This window comes from Pseudomonas asplenii (assembly GCF_900105475.1).
In the GTDB taxonomy this organism is placed as follows: domain Bacteria; phylum Pseudomonadota; class Gammaproteobacteria; order Pseudomonadales; family Pseudomonadaceae; genus Aquipseudomonas; species Aquipseudomonas asplenii.
On record NZ_LT629777.1, the window covers coordinates 4,378,555 to 4,393,859 of the forward strand.

Sequence of the window (15,305 nt, forward strand, 5' to 3'; positions counted from 1 at the left end):
GCGCGGGTGCGCTGATGGGCCACACATTCAGTGGTTGAAACACGCTAGCAGCCAACCTGTTTTCCTGTGGTCACACCCCCCGTGTGCGTTCTTGAATCCGCGTAGAAAACGAGGGTTCATGGGCGGCTGGGCGAACAGTGGCCCGGGAACTCGACAGGTCTCTCCACGGATACGGATGACACTTCGATGCTTTGGCGCTGGCTGCGGAAAAGAAAGGCTGCAGGTTCCCACGGAGGCGAACCTGTTGTCGGCTACTTCATCCCGCAGTCGGCTGCCGAGCTGCTTTCGACACCGCGTCGGCAAGCGCTGCTCGGACAGGTCTGGCAACTTGTCTCATTGTCCCGCGAACAGTTCGATGTGCTCTATCTCAAGCCCATCGAGCGTTGCGCCGAACTGGCTCAGCAATTTCCTGCCTCACCGCACGATCATCATGTCTATCCCGGTGGCCTGCTCGACCACTGCCTGAGCACCCTGGTCTATGCCCTGAAATTGCGCCAGTCGCGGTTGCTGCCGGTTGGCGCGAGTGCGCAGGTGCAGGGCAGTCAGGCGGAGGCCTGGAGCGTCGCAACGGCTTATGCGGCGTTGTTGCGTGATTTGGGCAAGCTCATCGTCGAGGTGAGTATACAACTGGCCAATGGCGCGGTATGGCATCCCTGGATGGGGCCGCCCGACCGACCCTATCGTTTCAGATACGTCAACGAATGCCCTGTGAGGCTTCATGCCGCGGCGGCAGGCGTGTTGCTCACCCAGTTGGTGCCTCATTCGACACTCCAGTGGTTGAGTGGCCACCCCGACCTATGGAGCGCCTTGATCCAGGTTCTGGCCGGGCACGATGAAGAGGCGGGCGTGTTGGGAGAACTGGTCAGCCAGGCTTATCTGGCTTCGATCGCCAGCGGACGGGAGGCTGCTCCGGTGCGGCCACTCGAACAGTCTCCCATCGAGGTGGTCCCGGTCATGGCGGTGACACCTGCGGCAACCAGCGATGATGCGGGCGACAAGACCCAGGGCGAGGCTTTCATCGATTGGCTGCGCGAAGGCATTCTCACGAGCAGGATCGTGACCAATACCCGTGCGGCAAAGGTCCACAGTGTGGCCGGTACAGCCTTCGTGGTTTCCCCGGGCATCTTCCATCGATATGTCCAGGAACACCCCGAGACTGCCGAGGTTGCCCAGTTGCAGGGCACAGATGATTGGCGCTGGGTTCAGCGCTGTTTCGAGAAGCAGCGAGTGCATCGTAAAGGCAGTACAGGCCTGAACATCTGGGTCTGTGAGCTTCAGGATCTGCGCAAGACCCGCGACATCAAGGGTTATCTGTTCAAGGACCCGCTGCTGATCTTTGCCGAGACACCGGCAGACAATCCTGCCTTGCGGCTGAAGACGTGAAGCTTCACTCCAGCATCAATTGCATGTGCGTGGTTCGCCACAGCGGATCGGCCTCGAGGTCCACGATAACGAAGCCCTGGCGTTCCCAGAAGGTGATTGCCCCAGGCAGAAAAGGATGTGTGTGCAGGTAGAGGCACTGGATCCCCGCCTGCGCCGCCATGTCCCGCAGTGCGCCGAACAGCGCGGCGGCCAGGCCATGTCGGCGGTATTCCGGCAGCACGAACAGACGCACCACCTCGACGACCCGGAGACCCTGATAGTCCAGTTGCGGGAAACGGTGGTCATAGGGCAGATAGCCGATGGCTGCGACCAATCGGCCCTGATCGCGGGCGATCAGAAACCGGCCTGCGTCCTTCAGGTAGGTTTCGGCGAAACGGGCCAGGTCGGCGGGCATCGGCGCGTTGGCGAGCATGGGGAAAAGTTCGCGGCGGGCGTCGTTGACGAAGTCGATCACCTCATCCATGGATTCATGGGTAACGGTTTGAATTGACCAGTCGGACATCGGATTCAGGTGGCTCCAGTATCCAATGAGAAAAAAGCGCACGGGGCGCTTTTTTCTCGGGAGGGTTTAACGCGAGGCGACCATCTTGGCTCGTGCCGCGTGCAGTTTCTTGTAGCTGTCGATCAGGCGCTGATGGCGGTCGAGGCCTTCGAGCTTCATGCTGGTCGGCGTCAGGCCGAAGAAGCGCACGCTGCCGTCTACCGAGCCGAGCACCGCGTCCATGCGCGGGTTGCCGAACATCCGGCGGAAGTTGGCTTCGTAGTCGGCCATCTCCAGTTCGTTGTCCAACTCCACTTCCAGCACCGCATTCAGCGCCTGGTAGAACAACCCGCGTTCGACGGTGTTGTCGTTGTACTGCAGGAATGTCTCGACCAGTTCCTTGGCTTCCTCGAAGTTCTTCAACGCCAGGTGGATCAGCAGTTTCAGTTCGAGGATGGTCAACTGGCCCCAGGCGGTGTTTTCGTCGAACTCGATACCGATCAGCGTGGTGATGTCGGTGTAGTCATCCAGCTCGCTTTCTTCCAGCAGGCCGACCAGTGCTTCCAGGCCTTCTTCGTCCAGGCGGTGCAGGTTGAGGATGTCTTCGCGGAAGAACAGCGCCTTGTTGGTGTTGTCCCAGATCAGGTCGTCGACCGGGTAGATTTCCGAGTAGCCCGGCACCAGGATGCGACAGGCCGATGCCCCCAGGTGCTCATACACCGCCACGTAGACTTCTTTTTCCAGGTTCTCGAGGGTACCGAACAGCGCTGCGGCTTCCTCGGCATTGGAGTCTTCGCCCTGGCCGGAGAAGTCCCATTCGACGAATTCGTAGTCGGCCTTGGCGCTGAAGAAGCGCCACGACACTACGCCGCTGGAATCGATGAAGTGCTCGACGAAGTTGTTCGGCTCCATCAGCGCCTGGCTTTCGAAGGTCGGCTGCGGCAGGTCGTTCAACCCCTCGAAGCTGCGGCCCTGGAGCAGTTCGGTGAGGCTGCGTTCCAACGCGACTTCGAGGCTCGGATGGGCGCCGAACGAGGCGAACACGCCGCCGGTGCGCGGGTTCATCAGGGTCACGCACATCACCGGGAATTCGCCGCCCAGCGACGCGTCCTTCACCAGTACCGGAAAACCCTGTTCCTCCAGGCCCTGGATACCGGCCAGAATGCTTGGGTACTTGGCCAGGACTTCCTGTGGCACATCCGGCAGGGCGAGTTCACCTTCCAGAATCTCGCGTTTCACCGCGCGCTCGAAGATCTCCGACAGGCACTGCACCTGCGCTTCGGCCAGGGTATTGCCGGCGCTCATGCCGTTGCTGAGGAACAGGTTCTCGATCAGATTGGACGGGAAGTACACCACCTCGCCGTCCGACTGGCGTACGAACGGCAGCGAGCAGATGCCGCGCTCAGTGTTGCCGGAGTTGGTGTCGTACAGGTGCGAGCCACGCAGTTCGCCGTCGGGGTTGTAGATCGCCAGGCAATGCTCGTCGAGGATTTCCTTGGGCAGGGCGTCCTGGCGGCCGGGCTGGAACCAGCGCTCATCCGGGTAGTGCACAAACGCCGCATTGGCGATCTCTTCGCCCCAGAACTGGTCGTTGTAGAAGAAGTTGCAGTTCAGGCGCTCGATGAACTCGCCCAGGGCCGAAGCCAGCGCGCTTTCCTTGGTCGAGCCCTTGCCGTTGGTGAAGCACATCGGCGATTGCGCATCGCGAATATGCAGCGACCAGACGTTCGGCACGATATTGCGCCACGAAGCGATTTCGATCTTCATGCCCAGGCCCGAGAGGATGGCGGACATGTTGGCGATGGTCTGCTCCAGCGGCAGGTCCTTGCCGGCAATGTAGGTGCTCGCTTGCGAATCGGTGTTCGGCATCAGCAGGGCCTGGGCATCGGCGTCGAGGTTTTCCACTTCCTCGATGACGAAGTCCGGGCCGGTCTGCACGACCTTCTTCACCGTGCACCGGTCGATGGAGCGCAGGATGCCCTGGCGGTCCTTGTCGGAAATATCCGCAGGCAGCTCGACCTGGATCTTGAAGATCTGGTTGTAGCGGTTCTCCGGGTCGACGATGTTGTTCTGCGACAGGCGGATATGGTCGGTGGGGATATTGCGGGTGTCGCAGTATACCTTGACGAAGTAAGCCGCGCACAGGGCCGACGAGGCCAGGAAATAGTCGAAAGGGCTCGGGGCCGAGCCATCGCCCTTGTAGCGAATGGGTTGATCGGCCACCACCGTGAAGTCATCGAATTTGGCTTCGAGTCGGAGGTTGTCGAGAAAGTTGACCTTGATTTCCATGCGGGATTACCAGAAGAGCGAGAATACGAATGGCCGCCATTATCCGGTCTTTTTGCCGGGAAGGAAGCGACACCGGACGAGACTGGGTGCTTTATGTCGTTGATTGTCCGAACGGCTTCATCGACGAAGGTGCTTTAACGTCGAGCCATTCCCTACATCTTCGTGGGAAACCACTGGCTATCTTGCCCCATGAGTTTGGATCAATTATCGGTTTGGTCCGCTGCGCCAGCGTGTGCGACCAGAGCGGATCAATTCGATTCCGCCGTGTGGGTTATGGAGGAGCAGTGAATGAAACCGTCGAAAAAGAGTCTTTCCGGTGTGGCGATCATGAGTGTGTTCATCGCACTTCTGAACCAGGCAAATGCCAACGTGCCGGCACCGGCCGTTGCCGAGGAATTACCGTTTTCCGGTGCGGTTCGCGTGGGCAATACGCTTTACGGCGCCGGGCAGATCGGCAGCGATGGTAATGATCGACTGGTCCCAGGCGGTATCGTGCCGGAAACCCGGCAAGCCTTGAGCAATATCAAGGCGGTTATCGAAGGCAACGGCTTCAGCCTCAAGGACGTCGTGAAGTGCACGGTATTCCTCGCCGATATTTCTGAGTTTTCATCGTTCAACGAGGTTTATCGAAATTTCTTCTCGAAACCCTACCCGGCGCGCAGCACGGTGGCGGTAGCGGGCCTGGTCGCCAACGCACGGGTGGAAATCGAATGTATCGCGGCTAAACGAGATACTTGAAGAGGTAGCGGGGATTCCTGTGTAAACAAGGGTGCGCGCACAAGGATCAACCCGCAAACACCTGCTCCACCGTTTGCGAAACATACTCGAGCACAGCCCGGATCAACGGTGACTTGCTCAGATCCCCATGCACCACCAGCCAGATATCGCAGTAGAAGGTTTCGCCGTCGAAGGGCAGGGGCTTGAGCGCCGGGTCGTGCTCGCCGATGAACAGCGGCAGGCCCGCGACGCCAAGACCCGAACGCGCAACCCGTTGCTGGGTGCTGATGTCGCTGACCTCGCAGACCACCGGACGACCCGCTGCCACAGCCAGCATCCATTGCTGGTGTGGCATGTCGGCATACTGCGCGTCATAGGCGATAAATCCCCAGTCTGCCGGTCGTGCCGCGTTGGCATAGTCGTGGGCGCAATACAGCCCGAACGGCATGCGTCCGATGCGACGGGTGACGTTGGCCGGTTCGCTTGGCCGAAACAGCCGGACCGCGATGTCGGCCTCGCGGCGCTCCAGGGACACACTCTGTGCCTGGTTGACCATCGACAGTTGAATGCCCGGATGACGTGTCCTCAAGGCCGCGAGACGATCGGCAAAAAAGTTCGTCCCCAGTACCGGCGGCACACTCAAGGTCACCTTGCCCGACATGCTCGCCTGTTCGGCGCTGGCCACCCGTTCGATGCCGAACGCTGCCCGTTCCATGTCCTGGGCGAGTCGGTGGATCTGCGCGCCCATTGGGGTCAGGTTGCAGCGGCGCGGTAGCCGCTCGAGCAGCCTCACGCCCAGTTCGGCTTCGAGCGCCGACAGACGCCGGCTGACCGTCGCATGGTCGACTTTCATGCGTCGTGCTGCGGCAGACAGGCTGCCCGCATCGACGACCGCGACGAAGTAACGCAGATTTTCCCAGTCCAGCATCTGTGCGTTTTTCCCTATATACCGTGCGAATTCTCGGAATATTCGCACGGATGGTTCTGCTTGTATCGTCGTTTCTTTCCTTGAGGAGACGGACATGATTGAGCATCCGCAACCCCCTTCCACCCGAGCGCTGCTGGCCGCCTGTAGCGGATTCGCCATCGTTCTGATCGATGTCAGTGTGGTCAATGTGGCCCTCGATGCCTTGCGCAGTGCATTCCACACGGACGTGCGCGGCCTGCAGTGGGTCGTCAATGCCTACACTCTGGTGTTTGCCGCGTCGCTGCTGTTGGCTGGCACGCTGAGCGACCGTCTGGGCGCCAAGCGCCTGTACCTGATTGGCCTGATGCTATTTACCGCCGCCTCACTGGGCTGCGCAGTGGCCTCGACACTCTGGGCGCTGATCGGTTGGCGAGTCATTCAAGGGTTTGGCGCGGCGCTGTTGGTGCCGACCTCGCTCGCCTTGCTGCGTCAGCTCTATACCGATCCGACCCTGCGCAGCCGGGCGGTGGGCTGGTGGTCCGCTGGCGGTGGTATCGCGCTGGCTGCCGGACCCGTGCTGGGTGGGGTGTTGATGGCTTATGGAGGCTGGCGCAGCGTGTTTTTGATCAACCTGCCGGTTGGCCTGTTGAGTGTATGGCTGACGGTCGGTAGTGTCCCGGACGAAGCGGGGCAGCCTGGGCGCAAGCTGGACCTGCCCGGACAACTGACTGGGGCCCTGGCGCTGGTCATGCTTACGCTGGCCCTGACGGAGGCCGGTCATGAAGGGTGGGGCAGCCCGCTGACCCTGGCGGCTTTCGCGGTTTGCCTGTTGGCCGGTGGGCTGTTTTTCCATCTGGAGGCCGGTAATCCTGACGCCATGCTGCCGCCGGCTTTGCTGCGCAACCGAGTGGTCAGGTGCACGATGGCTATTGGATTGATCGCCAATCTGGTGTTTTACGGCATGGTCTTCACCTTCAGCCTGTACTTTCAGGCGCAATGGCACTGGACGCCGGAGCGCACGGGCTTCGCCTTCCTGCCGATGATGGCCGTGCTGATGGTGATGAACCTGCTGGCCGCTCGCCTGGCCACGCGCTGGCCTGGTCGCACCCTGGTCGTCATGGGGCTGGGTATTTCCGCCTGCGGGTACGGGCTGATGCTGGCGGGGCTGGCCGAGCAATCCTACCGGCTGTTGATCCTGCCGATGCTGCTGGCCGGCGGGGGAATAGCGCTGGCGATACCGACGATCACCCATGCGATGCTCGAAGCGGTACCGGCAACCCATGCCGGAACCGCTTCCGGAACCCTCAATGCGGCACGCCAGATGGGGGGCGTGATGGGCGTTGCGTTACTTGGCGCCGTGGCAAACGCGCCGTCTGCCATGGGCTTCACGCTGGGCGTTTGTGTGCTGCTGTTGCTGTTGGCGATGCTGGTCGGTTTCATCGGTCTGAAACCGCTCCAGCGCAGTGATTCGCCAGTAGGCGCGAGCTGAACTACGAACGAGTTCACGGATAAGGGTTCAGACTCCCCTAAACAACTCATACTGCGGGAGCCCATTCTCATTGCGACTGGATGCTGTCAATATGGCATTAAGGCGCGGAGCTTTCTGCTGTAGCTGGCACCCAACAACCCTTGAAAAGCGTTATAAGCTTTCCTGGGGAACACCTTGCTAGCAATCGGTAATTGAGCACCGCCAGTTTTGGCGTTGGGAGCGCTGATGAGTTTTCGTCCATTGACCAACTCCCCCCGGCAATCGAGTGATGGCGACACGGTCGCCAGTCAACAGGAAGGTCACTTGCAAAGCCTCGTCACGGCCTGTGTCGGCGACGAGGAGACCATCGAACAACTGCTGGACTCGGCACGCCACTGGACGCACACCCGCGCCTGGGCGGTTTACCGTGCCGGGGAGCAACTGCATCGGGTCGGGCAGGGTGACCCGAGCGTGCAGTGGCCGTCCATTGTGGCGAATGATGAACTCGATGCCTTTTGCCAGGCCCGACGCCTGTGCCGCTGGCCCACCGGCCAGGGCGAGGGCGTGCTCGGCTGGCTGCTCGCGCCGCTTGAGCAGGCCACACAACCGGCGCTCGCCGAGTTTGCCCGGCGCCTGGGCGTACGGGTTCAGGCCGATACTCTGGCACGGGCGCAGATCACCCAGCGCGTGCTGTATGAAATCATCTACCTGGCCAGCTCGACCCGCGATCGCTCGGTGTTTCTGGTGGGCATTCACCGGCTGCTGGCCATCCTGATCGACGCCGAGAATTTCTACCTGGCGCTGTACGACCCGCACACCGGAAGGATCGACTATCCCTACTACGTCGATATCATCGATACCCAGGCCCTGCAATCAGAGAACCACGAATACCTCGACCCCGAACGCCTTTCTCTGACCAGTCAGGTGCTGACCAGCGGCCAGCCGTTGCTGATCGACTCCGCCGGTATTCTCGCGGCCCAGGCCACAGGGCGCTTCCATTGCGTGGGCGATCTACCCGAGTTCTGGATGGGCGCGCCGCTGAAAAACGCTTCGGACGAAGTGTTCGGCATGCTGGCGATGCAGGTCTACGATGTGTCCCGTCTCTACAGTGCCGAGGACCGTGCGCTGTTCCTGGTGGTGGCTCGTCACGTGGCCATGGCGCTGGATCGGATGCTGCACCGGGCGGACCTGGAAGAGACGGTGATGCGCCGCACCCTGGAGCTTTCCGCGCTCAACGATGCCTTGCGCCAGGAGGTACTGGACCGCGAACGGGCCGAACATCTGCAGAGCGCGCTGTTCCAGATCGCCGAACTGTCGAGCCGGCCCGGCGACATGGCTGAGTTGTTTCAGAGCCTGCACGGTATCGTCGGCGAACTGTTGTTCGCGCAGAACTTCTACATCGCGTTGTTCGACGATGCCACCCGGGAAGTGACCTTTCCCTATTATGCCGACGAGCGCGAGACCCGCTGTCCGCCGGCACGCCGTGGGTGTCGCGGCCTGACCGAGTACGTGATCCGTCAGCGCCGTCCATGCCGGGTCGACTTCGCCGAGGTGGACCGCTTGACGGCCTGCGGTGAGATCGATCCGCCCAATGCAGCCGTCCGCTCCCACTCCTGGCTGGGTATCCCGCTGTTCGATGGCGACGTGGTGCGCGGGGTGCTGGCAGTACAAAGCTATACCGCGCAGGTGAGCTACACCCAGCGCGACCAGGAACTGCTGACCTTCGTCTCGCGACACATCGACACCGCCCTGTCGCGGCGTTCTGCGGCCGAAGCGATCCATGCCGCCAACCTCATGCTCGAGGCCCGGGTACAGAACCGTACTCGCGAACTCGACCACGCCAACGCCAAGCTGCAGCACGAAAACTCCCACGATGCACTGACCGGGCTGCCGAACCGTACTTACCTGCAACAGCGCCTCAAGCTGGCCTGGGCGTGGTTTGGCCGCGAAGGCGGGCACCTGGCGGTGATGTTTATCGATCTCGACCGTTTCAAGATGGTCAACGACAGCCTCGGCCACCACTTTGGTGACCTGCTGTTGATGCAGGCCGCCCAGCGTCTGCGCGGCTGCCTGCGCGACAGTGACCTGCTCGCGCGCCTGGGCGGTGATGAGTTCGCGGTGCTCGTCCCCGAGGCGCCGCTGGAGGCGGTGGTCGAGATCGCCGAACAGATCCTGGTGGCGTTCGACCGGCCGTTTTTCATCAATGGCCATGAAGTCTTCTCGTCCTGCAGCATCGGCATTGTCAGTGCCGACAGCCAGTTCCACCACGAGCCCGCCGACCTGCTGCGCGATGCCGATACGGCGATGTATCGGGTCAAGAGCGGCGGGCGCGACAGCTACGCGGTGTTCAATCAGGAACTGCGCCGCGAGGTCTCGGACCAGGTCGAGCGCGAAGGAGCCTTGCGCAATGCGCTCAAGCGCACTGACGAACTGCTACCGTATTTCCAGCCGATCGTCAGTCTCGAAACCGGTGAGCTGCTGGCTCTGGAAGCGTTGGTCCGCTGGCATCAGCCGGGTGGTCGGGTGATCGTACCGGGCGAATTCCTGCCGGACTTCGAGGGCCTGCGCCTGATCGGCCGACTGGACCTGTACATGCTCGGCAGTGTCGCTGCAATTCTCGCCCACCCCGAGCATGCCCATTGGCCTTCGGTGCACATCAACTGCTCCAGCTACAGCATGACGCGCCCGGAGTTTGCCGGTGATGTGCTGGCACTGTTGGCGCAGTACGGCGTGGCGCCGTCACGGATCTGCCTGGAGTTGACCGAAGGCGCCTTGGTGGCCGAGCCGGCGATTGCCCGGCAGACCATGCAGCAGTTGGCCGATAACGGCATGTCGGTGGTACTCGATGACTTCGGGACCGGCTTTTCCTCGTTGAGCTATGTGCATCAGTACCGTTTCAGTGGGCTGAAGATCGATAAGTCGTTCATTCTCGAACTGACCAGCAGTGCGCGAAGCCGGGCGATTGTGCGGGCCATTGTGCGAATGGCGCAGTCGCTGGATCTGAGTGTGGTGGCGGAAGGGGTCGAGGATCAGGAGACGTTGGAGCTGTTGCGTGAGATGGGGGCGGGGCAGGCGCAGGGCTATTACTTTGCCAAGCCGATGGGATTGGCGGCGGTGAGGGCGCGCGTCTCTGGCAGGCCATGAGCCTGAAGCACCGTGCACGTCGTCCATGACCGACCAACCCAGGAAGAGGAGTGCCCAGGTGAGGCACTCCCTCCAGGTTTCCAGTAAAAGCGTCGTGGCTAGCCGATCCGCGGGTTACCTGAGTTGAACGCCGATTACCCGAACGAAGGCGCCACCCGTGTTCAGGTAAAGGCTGTAAAACACTCGGGGAATGTCTGGAACCGTGACCTTGACCACGTGGACGCTCCCTACAGTGGTGCGCACCACTTCCGCTGTATAGCAGGGGATATTCTGCCCCACTTGTCCTGGAATATTGCCTACGAAAAGTGCCTTGTCGCCGGCCAACTGCGAGCCAGGCCATCGAGTGATTTCGAGGGTGTCATCCGGCTCGGCGGTGATGGTTTGTGAATCGATGACATGGTTGGTCATGGATGACTCCTGATCATTGAGTGATGACCTGAAAGACCACCCGAATACCTTTTCAGATAGGCAGGATTTTCCTGTGTCCGAGGCACGCCCGCTACTGTCAGAAATAACAGTAGCGACAGGCGGTCATACTCTCGGCGTGCATCTTCCCGGGCCTACTCGGTACCGGGCGGGTGCCCATAGAAGGCTTTGTAGGCATGGCAGAAGTTGGCGGGATTGGCGTAGCCCAGGCGGTAGGCGATCTGCGAGACCTGCCACTTGCGCTGCCTGAGCAGGGTGCGCGCCAACTCCATGCGCTGCTGGCGTACGTATTCCAGTATTGAGCGACCGAACACCTGGCTAAAGGCCCGCCGCAAGGTGGTCTCGCCCACGCCCAGGCGCTGGGCCAGGGCCAACGTGGTGGGCGGATCGATCAGGTCGGCGTCGAGCTGGCGTCGTGCTTCATGAGCCAGGTCGCGTTGCCCGCGTACGTGTGTGCTGACGGTCGCAGGATGGTCATTGAGGTGAGCGCCCAGCTCGACCAGCAGCGCCAGGCTCAGGCTCTCGTAGTGCAAGCGTTTCAGTGCACCCTGGTAGGGCGAGTAATAGAGTTGTTCGAGCAGGCGGCTCAGCGTCGGGCAGTGCGACAGCCGGGTAAAGCACACACCGTCCTCCAGTAGACCCAGAAGGGATTTCAGGCTCTCGTCCTCCTCTGCCAACTCGCGCAGGTAGCCACCGGCAATGCGCAGCCCGGCCATGCGTGCGTGGCTGTCGGGGGGTAACTGGTCCTGCGCCTCCATGCTTTCGCTCAGGCCCAGCGCGTGCAACTTGCCGGTGGTGTAGCGGTTGAGCGTACCGTCGATGCTGTGCTGCCACTCGCCGTCGAGCACATGCACGATGCACAGGCTGTCGGGCAGCACCTTGTGGATGCTCAGGGGCTCGGGAAACTGCAGGTCGCAATCGAAATATTGCAGGCTTTCGCGCACGGTATGCGCGCGATAGTGGCCGATGGCGCTGCCCATCACTACGGGTGTCCTGCGGGTATCGAATACGCCTGCTTGCGCCAGCGAGGCGGGACGGTCGAAGTAGAAGTCGGTGTCCAGATAGGGGGTTTGAGGGGGCATCGGTAAACACGTCCATGGAGGATGGCGGCCTGTCGCAAACATGTTAACGCGAACACACCTTGAGCGTCAGTCGTTGTGATTGACGGCCTGTTTGTTGTGCGAACCGACCTACCGGGTTGGCAGCGCGGCCTGGGCCTACTTCAATACCTGTCCTCTGACAATTCGAGATCGAAAACGATGCTTGTTTATCGCAAATGGATGGCCCTGTTGGTCGCGTCGCTGACCCTCTGGATGGGCCTGGCTCATGCTGAAGAGCGCCCGGCCGTGGCCGACAATGTGGTCGCCTACCAGGGTACGCAAGGGGTCAAGGTCTGGACCTTGCGCATCGGTGATCGCAGCGCCAACGAAGCGCTGGTGCAGATCGAAGGGGTCGACCACGACTGGAACATGCGTATTCAGAAGATGAAGGTCGAGAAGACCAGCAAGGACACGCGTTATTCCACCACGGTCGATGGGCAGAAGTTCGTGGTACTGATCGTCCCGGGTACCTGGGGCGGTGAACTGTACCTGCCCGGCGAAGCGCAGGAAATGACTGTCGGTTATTCCGAAGGACTGTCCAACCAGGGCAATGCCCAAGCCTTCCTCACGGATTACCTCAACGCACAGAAATAACGATGCCGGCCCGTACCGTTGGCAACGAAGGACTCTACCCATGACCATTCCTGAACCATTCGACCCGCTGTCCGGCCCGCTCGGTGCCGAATACGATCAGTCCCATGCGGCCCAGCGCGACCGAGTGATCGCCGAACTCAAACAGGTGATCGAGCGAGTGCCCGAGCAGACCGAATTCACCAATTCCCGCCGTTATCGGGTGTGGGGGCCAGTGTTGCTGATCGGCTCGCTGGTGCTCATGGTCATAGCCTTGCGCATGGATCGCCTCGCTCCATTCATCTGTACGGGGTTCATGACCCTGATAGCGGCAGCCGTGACCTGGCAGCACCGTAATTCCGGTACCCAGGTCTTCATGCGCCTGACCCGTCGTCAACTATTTGTCGATACGCTGGAGGGACCGGTCGACCTGGCCCAGGTGGAAGACATCTCGGTCAAGGACGAGGGATTGGTCATGATGCAGACGCTGGACATGAGCAGTGACGCGGTGTTGCCGAAACACCGTGTGGTGAAACTGCAGTTCTTTGGCAACCAGGCCCTGTCGCTGAAACGTCCCCGGTTGCAGATCCGGGTCATGTCTGCCGGCTTGGCCACGGGGGGACGCAAACTGGACAACGACGAAGTGCTGGCGCTGCTGGTCGCTTACCGTGATGCGGCTTACGCGCAACGACGACTGGAGATGTTGCAGGCCCATGGATAACCTTGGGCGCGAGGCTCATCTGGATGGCCTCCAGGCTCGGGCCGACGGCCCCAGGGCTGCCTTGGATATTCATGAGCACTTGGCAAGGCGCTGGTATGTGCGCTACCGGGATTGCTCTCGGTCTGCCTCGGCATCTGGTTTGCCACGACGCTGATTTTTTCCGTCGCCGCGTTCAGCCGTGCGCCTGTTCTCAGGCCTGGCTGTTTCAAGTCACTGGTTGCGCCGGATGCCTGGCCAGTGGCAGGCGGGCTGCGGATCAAGCTGTGGATGTGCACACCGATCGTGGCGGGTAGACCTATGGACCTGCATCAGTTGACTGAACTGCTGTATGCGTACCTGGACGCGGCCCAGGCTCGACGTACCCTGGGCCAGTTGTTTCCCGGTGTTGAGCATCTCGGCGAAAAGACTGCCTGACTCAACGGATGGAAGGGCTCGCTTGGCTTCGCCACAGCACGGGCCAGTCGGCTTCGCTCAGCCCCATGCAGACGGTCATTTGCGCGGCATGGGTCAGCCTGAAAGCGCTGCCGTCGTAGCGCCAGTGCAGGGACGTACCGCATCCTCCCATGCTCATTGCCAGTTCATGACTGCTGAGCTCCCCGCTGACCGGATCGAACTGGATGCTGCCGTTGGGCAACATGTCCGGCATCTGCGGCACTGCGTCGATCCTGACCGGGTGGGCTTGTTCGGGATGGGCGATGGGCGTTTCATACAGGCGGTATGAACAGTTGTACGCCCCGCAATCGGTCTTGATGATCACAAGTGCTTGGCGATCATTCAAGGCAAAGGCTTCGCCTTCGGCCGGTGTGTCGTCGAGCTGGTCCTGTTGCCATGACGCGCGCGTGGCCGCCATGGCTGCGTCCCGTATGTGCTGGGCCTGAGCCTTGTCCAGCGCCACCGGGGCGCGCCACTCGGGCAGGGTCGGGGCTGCCGGGGCGGGTGGCACATCGCTGGCGCTGGCCGACCCCTGGCGCACCAGGGCCGTGACGGTGCCCACACGGCCCTGCACCGAGTCCATCAGCAACAGTGCCCCGCTCATGCCGGCCAGGGATGCGAAGGACTGGCCATCCTTGGTGAGAAGGATCAACTCGTTGCCATTACGCAACTCTGCGATCAGCGCTTTGGCCTGATCGCCTGTCGCATTCAGGACCTCGGGGACATCACCGTCTTTCCGCGCGCTGGCGGCCATGGACGTGCGCAGCGCCTTGCCGTCGAGCAGGGGCTTGCCAGCAACGGCGTTATAGCTGAACGCCCCGACCCGCAATGCGCCTTCAGGCCCTGCTTCGCGGGTGATCCGCAGGCTGAAAGTGAGCCTGGCGCCAGTATCGTCTCGCATGGGGACTGCACCGATGGCTGTGCACGAACGCGTGTTATCGCAGGCGATCACCCAATCCTTGATCTCCCGGTAAAGCGGTACCTGTTCTTCTGCGTAGGCAGTGCAACTGGTAACGGCGATGAGCAGGGCGACGAGAGGGCGGGCCATAAGCGTATTACCTGGAGATTGTGGGCGGCGGTATTAGGCCACGAATCAAACGCGAGGGTTAATGGTTGGCTGCGGGGCACAGAAAAAAGCAGAGTGCTCACAATCGATGTGCAAGGCTGAGCGGGCAGCCTTGTCCCGGCACACGTAAAAGTGCTTGGCGTATGGCGACACCGAGTTGTCGATGAACAGCACATCCTTGTGCGGTTCAAACTTGGTCTCCAGAGCATAGGCGGCACGGAGCAGGGCCATGTCCACCTGGCCAGGCACGTGTGACAGCCTCGTTCAATCCACAATAAAGAGTGTGGCGCCGGTGCTGGTTGATGATCGGTGCGCTTCTGCGTTGTCAGCTACCTGGTAGCTCATGCCCGCTGTCAGGGTGAATTCACGGCCATCTTCCAACTCGGTCTCCAGTTGGCCTTCCAGGCAGAGCAAAATGTGTCCCTTGCGACACCAATGATCGGCAAGGTAGCCCGGACTGTATTCGACCTGTCGCACCCGTATCGTCCCGAACTGGCAGGTGCGCCAGTAGGCCGTACCGGTTTCTCCCGGGTGCACGGTCGCTTCGATCTTCGACCAGTCGGTCGTTCCAAAAGGGATAGCTGTCAGCTCCATGTCCGCC

Annotated in this window: 15 protein-coding genes; 7 read left to right on the forward strand and 8 right to left on the reverse strand. The window is 61.4% G+C overall.

The window, feature by feature from the left end:
• Nucleotides 1-186: 186 nt before the first annotated feature.
• The gene (locus BLU37_RS19895; protein WP_090207959.1) at nt 187-1,383 is read left to right on the forward strand and encodes a TraI domain-containing protein; all 1,197 of its coding nucleotides are present in this window, start codon (nt 187-189) and stop codon (nt 1,381-1,383) included.
• Nucleotides 1,384-1,387: 4 nt separating this feature from the next.
• Here the strand turns inward: BLU37_RS19895 and BLU37_RS19900 are convergent, their stop codons facing one another.
• On the reverse strand, nt 1,388-1,885 hold the full coding sequence (locus tag BLU37_RS19900) for a GNAT family N-acetyltransferase (RefSeq protein WP_090207962.1): 498 nt from the start codon (nt 1,883-1,885) through the stop codon (nt 1,388-1,390).
• 66 nt (nt 1,886-1,951) lie between these two features.
• Nucleotides 1,952-4,153, reverse strand: coding sequence for an OsmC domain/YcaO domain-containing protein (locus tag BLU37_RS19905; RefSeq protein WP_090207965.1), 2,202 nt, complete (start codon nt 4,151-4,153; stop codon nt 1,952-1,954).
• A 288-nt stretch (nt 4,154-4,441) separates the two neighbouring features.
• On the opposite strand from BLU37_RS19905, the gene BLU37_RS19910 reads away from it, so the two are divergent.
• Entirely contained in the window at nt 4,442-4,891 is a 450-nt protein-coding gene (locus tag BLU37_RS19910; RefSeq protein WP_197678400.1) for a RidA family protein, read from the forward strand.
• Between the two features lie 46 nt (nt 4,892-4,937).
• Here the strand turns inward: BLU37_RS19910 and BLU37_RS19915 are convergent, their stop codons facing one another.
• The gene (locus tag BLU37_RS19915) at nt 4,938-5,798 is read right to left on the reverse strand and encodes a LysR family transcriptional regulator (RefSeq protein WP_090207969.1); all 861 of its coding nucleotides are present in this window, start codon (nt 5,796-5,798) and stop codon (nt 4,938-4,940) included.
• Between the two features lie 94 nt (nt 5,799-5,892).
• On the opposite strand from BLU37_RS19915, the gene BLU37_RS19920 reads away from it, so the two are divergent.
• Nucleotides 5,893-7,266 carry an MFS transporter gene (locus BLU37_RS19920; protein WP_090207971.1) on the forward strand — a complete coding sequence of 458 codons (1,374 nt, stop codon included), beginning with the start codon at nt 5,893-5,895 and terminating at the stop codon, nt 7,264-7,266.
• 225 nt (nt 7,267-7,491) lie between these two features.
• Nucleotides 7,492-10,389, forward strand: coding sequence for a sensor domain-containing phosphodiesterase (locus tag BLU37_RS19925; protein ID WP_090207974.1), 2,898 nt, complete (start codon nt 7,492-7,494; stop codon nt 10,387-10,389).
• Nucleotides 10,390-10,503: 114 nt separating this feature from the next.
• Here BLU37_RS19925 and BLU37_RS19930 read toward each other — a convergent pair whose 3' ends face one another.
• Both BLU37_RS19930 and BLU37_RS19935 read right to left on the reverse strand, forming a co-directional pair.
• Nucleotides 10,504-10,797: a hypothetical protein gene (locus BLU37_RS19930; protein WP_090207977.1), complete on the reverse strand. Its 294-nt coding sequence runs from the start codon at nt 10,795-10,797 to the stop codon at nt 10,504-10,506.
• 152 nt (nt 10,798-10,949) lie between these two features.
• Nucleotides 10,950-11,897, reverse strand: a complete 948-nt coding sequence (locus tag BLU37_RS19935) for a helix-turn-helix transcriptional regulator (protein WP_090207980.1) — start codon at nt 11,895-11,897, stop codon at nt 10,950-10,952.
• A 177-nt stretch (nt 11,898-12,074) separates the two neighbouring features.
• Here BLU37_RS19935 and BLU37_RS19940 point away from each other — a divergent pair, with 177 nt between their 5' ends.
• From BLU37_RS19940 to BLU37_RS29520, 3 genes are all read left to right on the forward strand, one after another.
• Nucleotides 12,075-12,509: a hypothetical protein gene (locus tag BLU37_RS19940; protein ID WP_090207983.1), complete on the forward strand. Its 435-nt coding sequence runs from the start codon at nt 12,075-12,077 to the stop codon at nt 12,507-12,509.
• A 40-nt stretch (nt 12,510-12,549) separates the two neighbouring features.
• Nucleotides 12,550-13,206, forward strand: coding sequence for a hypothetical protein (locus BLU37_RS19945; RefSeq protein ID WP_010448764.1), 657 nt, complete (start codon nt 12,550-12,552; stop codon nt 13,204-13,206).
• Between the two features lie 237 nt (nt 13,207-13,443).
• The gene (locus BLU37_RS29520; RefSeq protein WP_232000356.1) at nt 13,444-13,620 is read left to right on the forward strand and encodes a hypothetical protein; all 177 of its coding nucleotides are present in this window, start codon (nt 13,444-13,446) and stop codon (nt 13,618-13,620) included.
• Between the two features lies 1 nt (nt 13,621).
• Here BLU37_RS29520 and BLU37_RS19955 read toward each other — a convergent pair whose 3' ends face one another.
• Genes BLU37_RS19955 through BLU37_RS19965 form a run of 3 tightly spaced genes read right to left on the reverse strand, consistent with a single transcriptional unit; the run spans nt 13,622 to nt 15,298 of the window.
• Nucleotides 13,622-14,686, reverse strand: coding sequence for a DUF1176 domain-containing protein (locus tag BLU37_RS19955; protein ID WP_090207985.1), 1,065 nt, complete (start codon nt 14,684-14,686; stop codon nt 13,622-13,624).
• Between the two features lie 45 nt (nt 14,687-14,731).
• Nucleotides 14,732-14,935 (reverse strand): hypothetical protein, encoded by a 204-nt coding sequence (locus BLU37_RS19960; protein WP_157696395.1) that lies wholly within the window; start codon nt 14,933-14,935, stop codon nt 14,732-14,734.
• A 33-nt stretch (nt 14,936-14,968) separates the two neighbouring features.
• A complete protein-coding gene (locus BLU37_RS19965; RefSeq protein ID WP_090207991.1) occupies nt 14,969-15,298 on the reverse strand; it encodes a DHCW motif cupin fold protein in 330 nt (109 codons plus the stop codon).
• Nucleotides 15,299-15,305 lie beyond the last annotated feature (7 nt).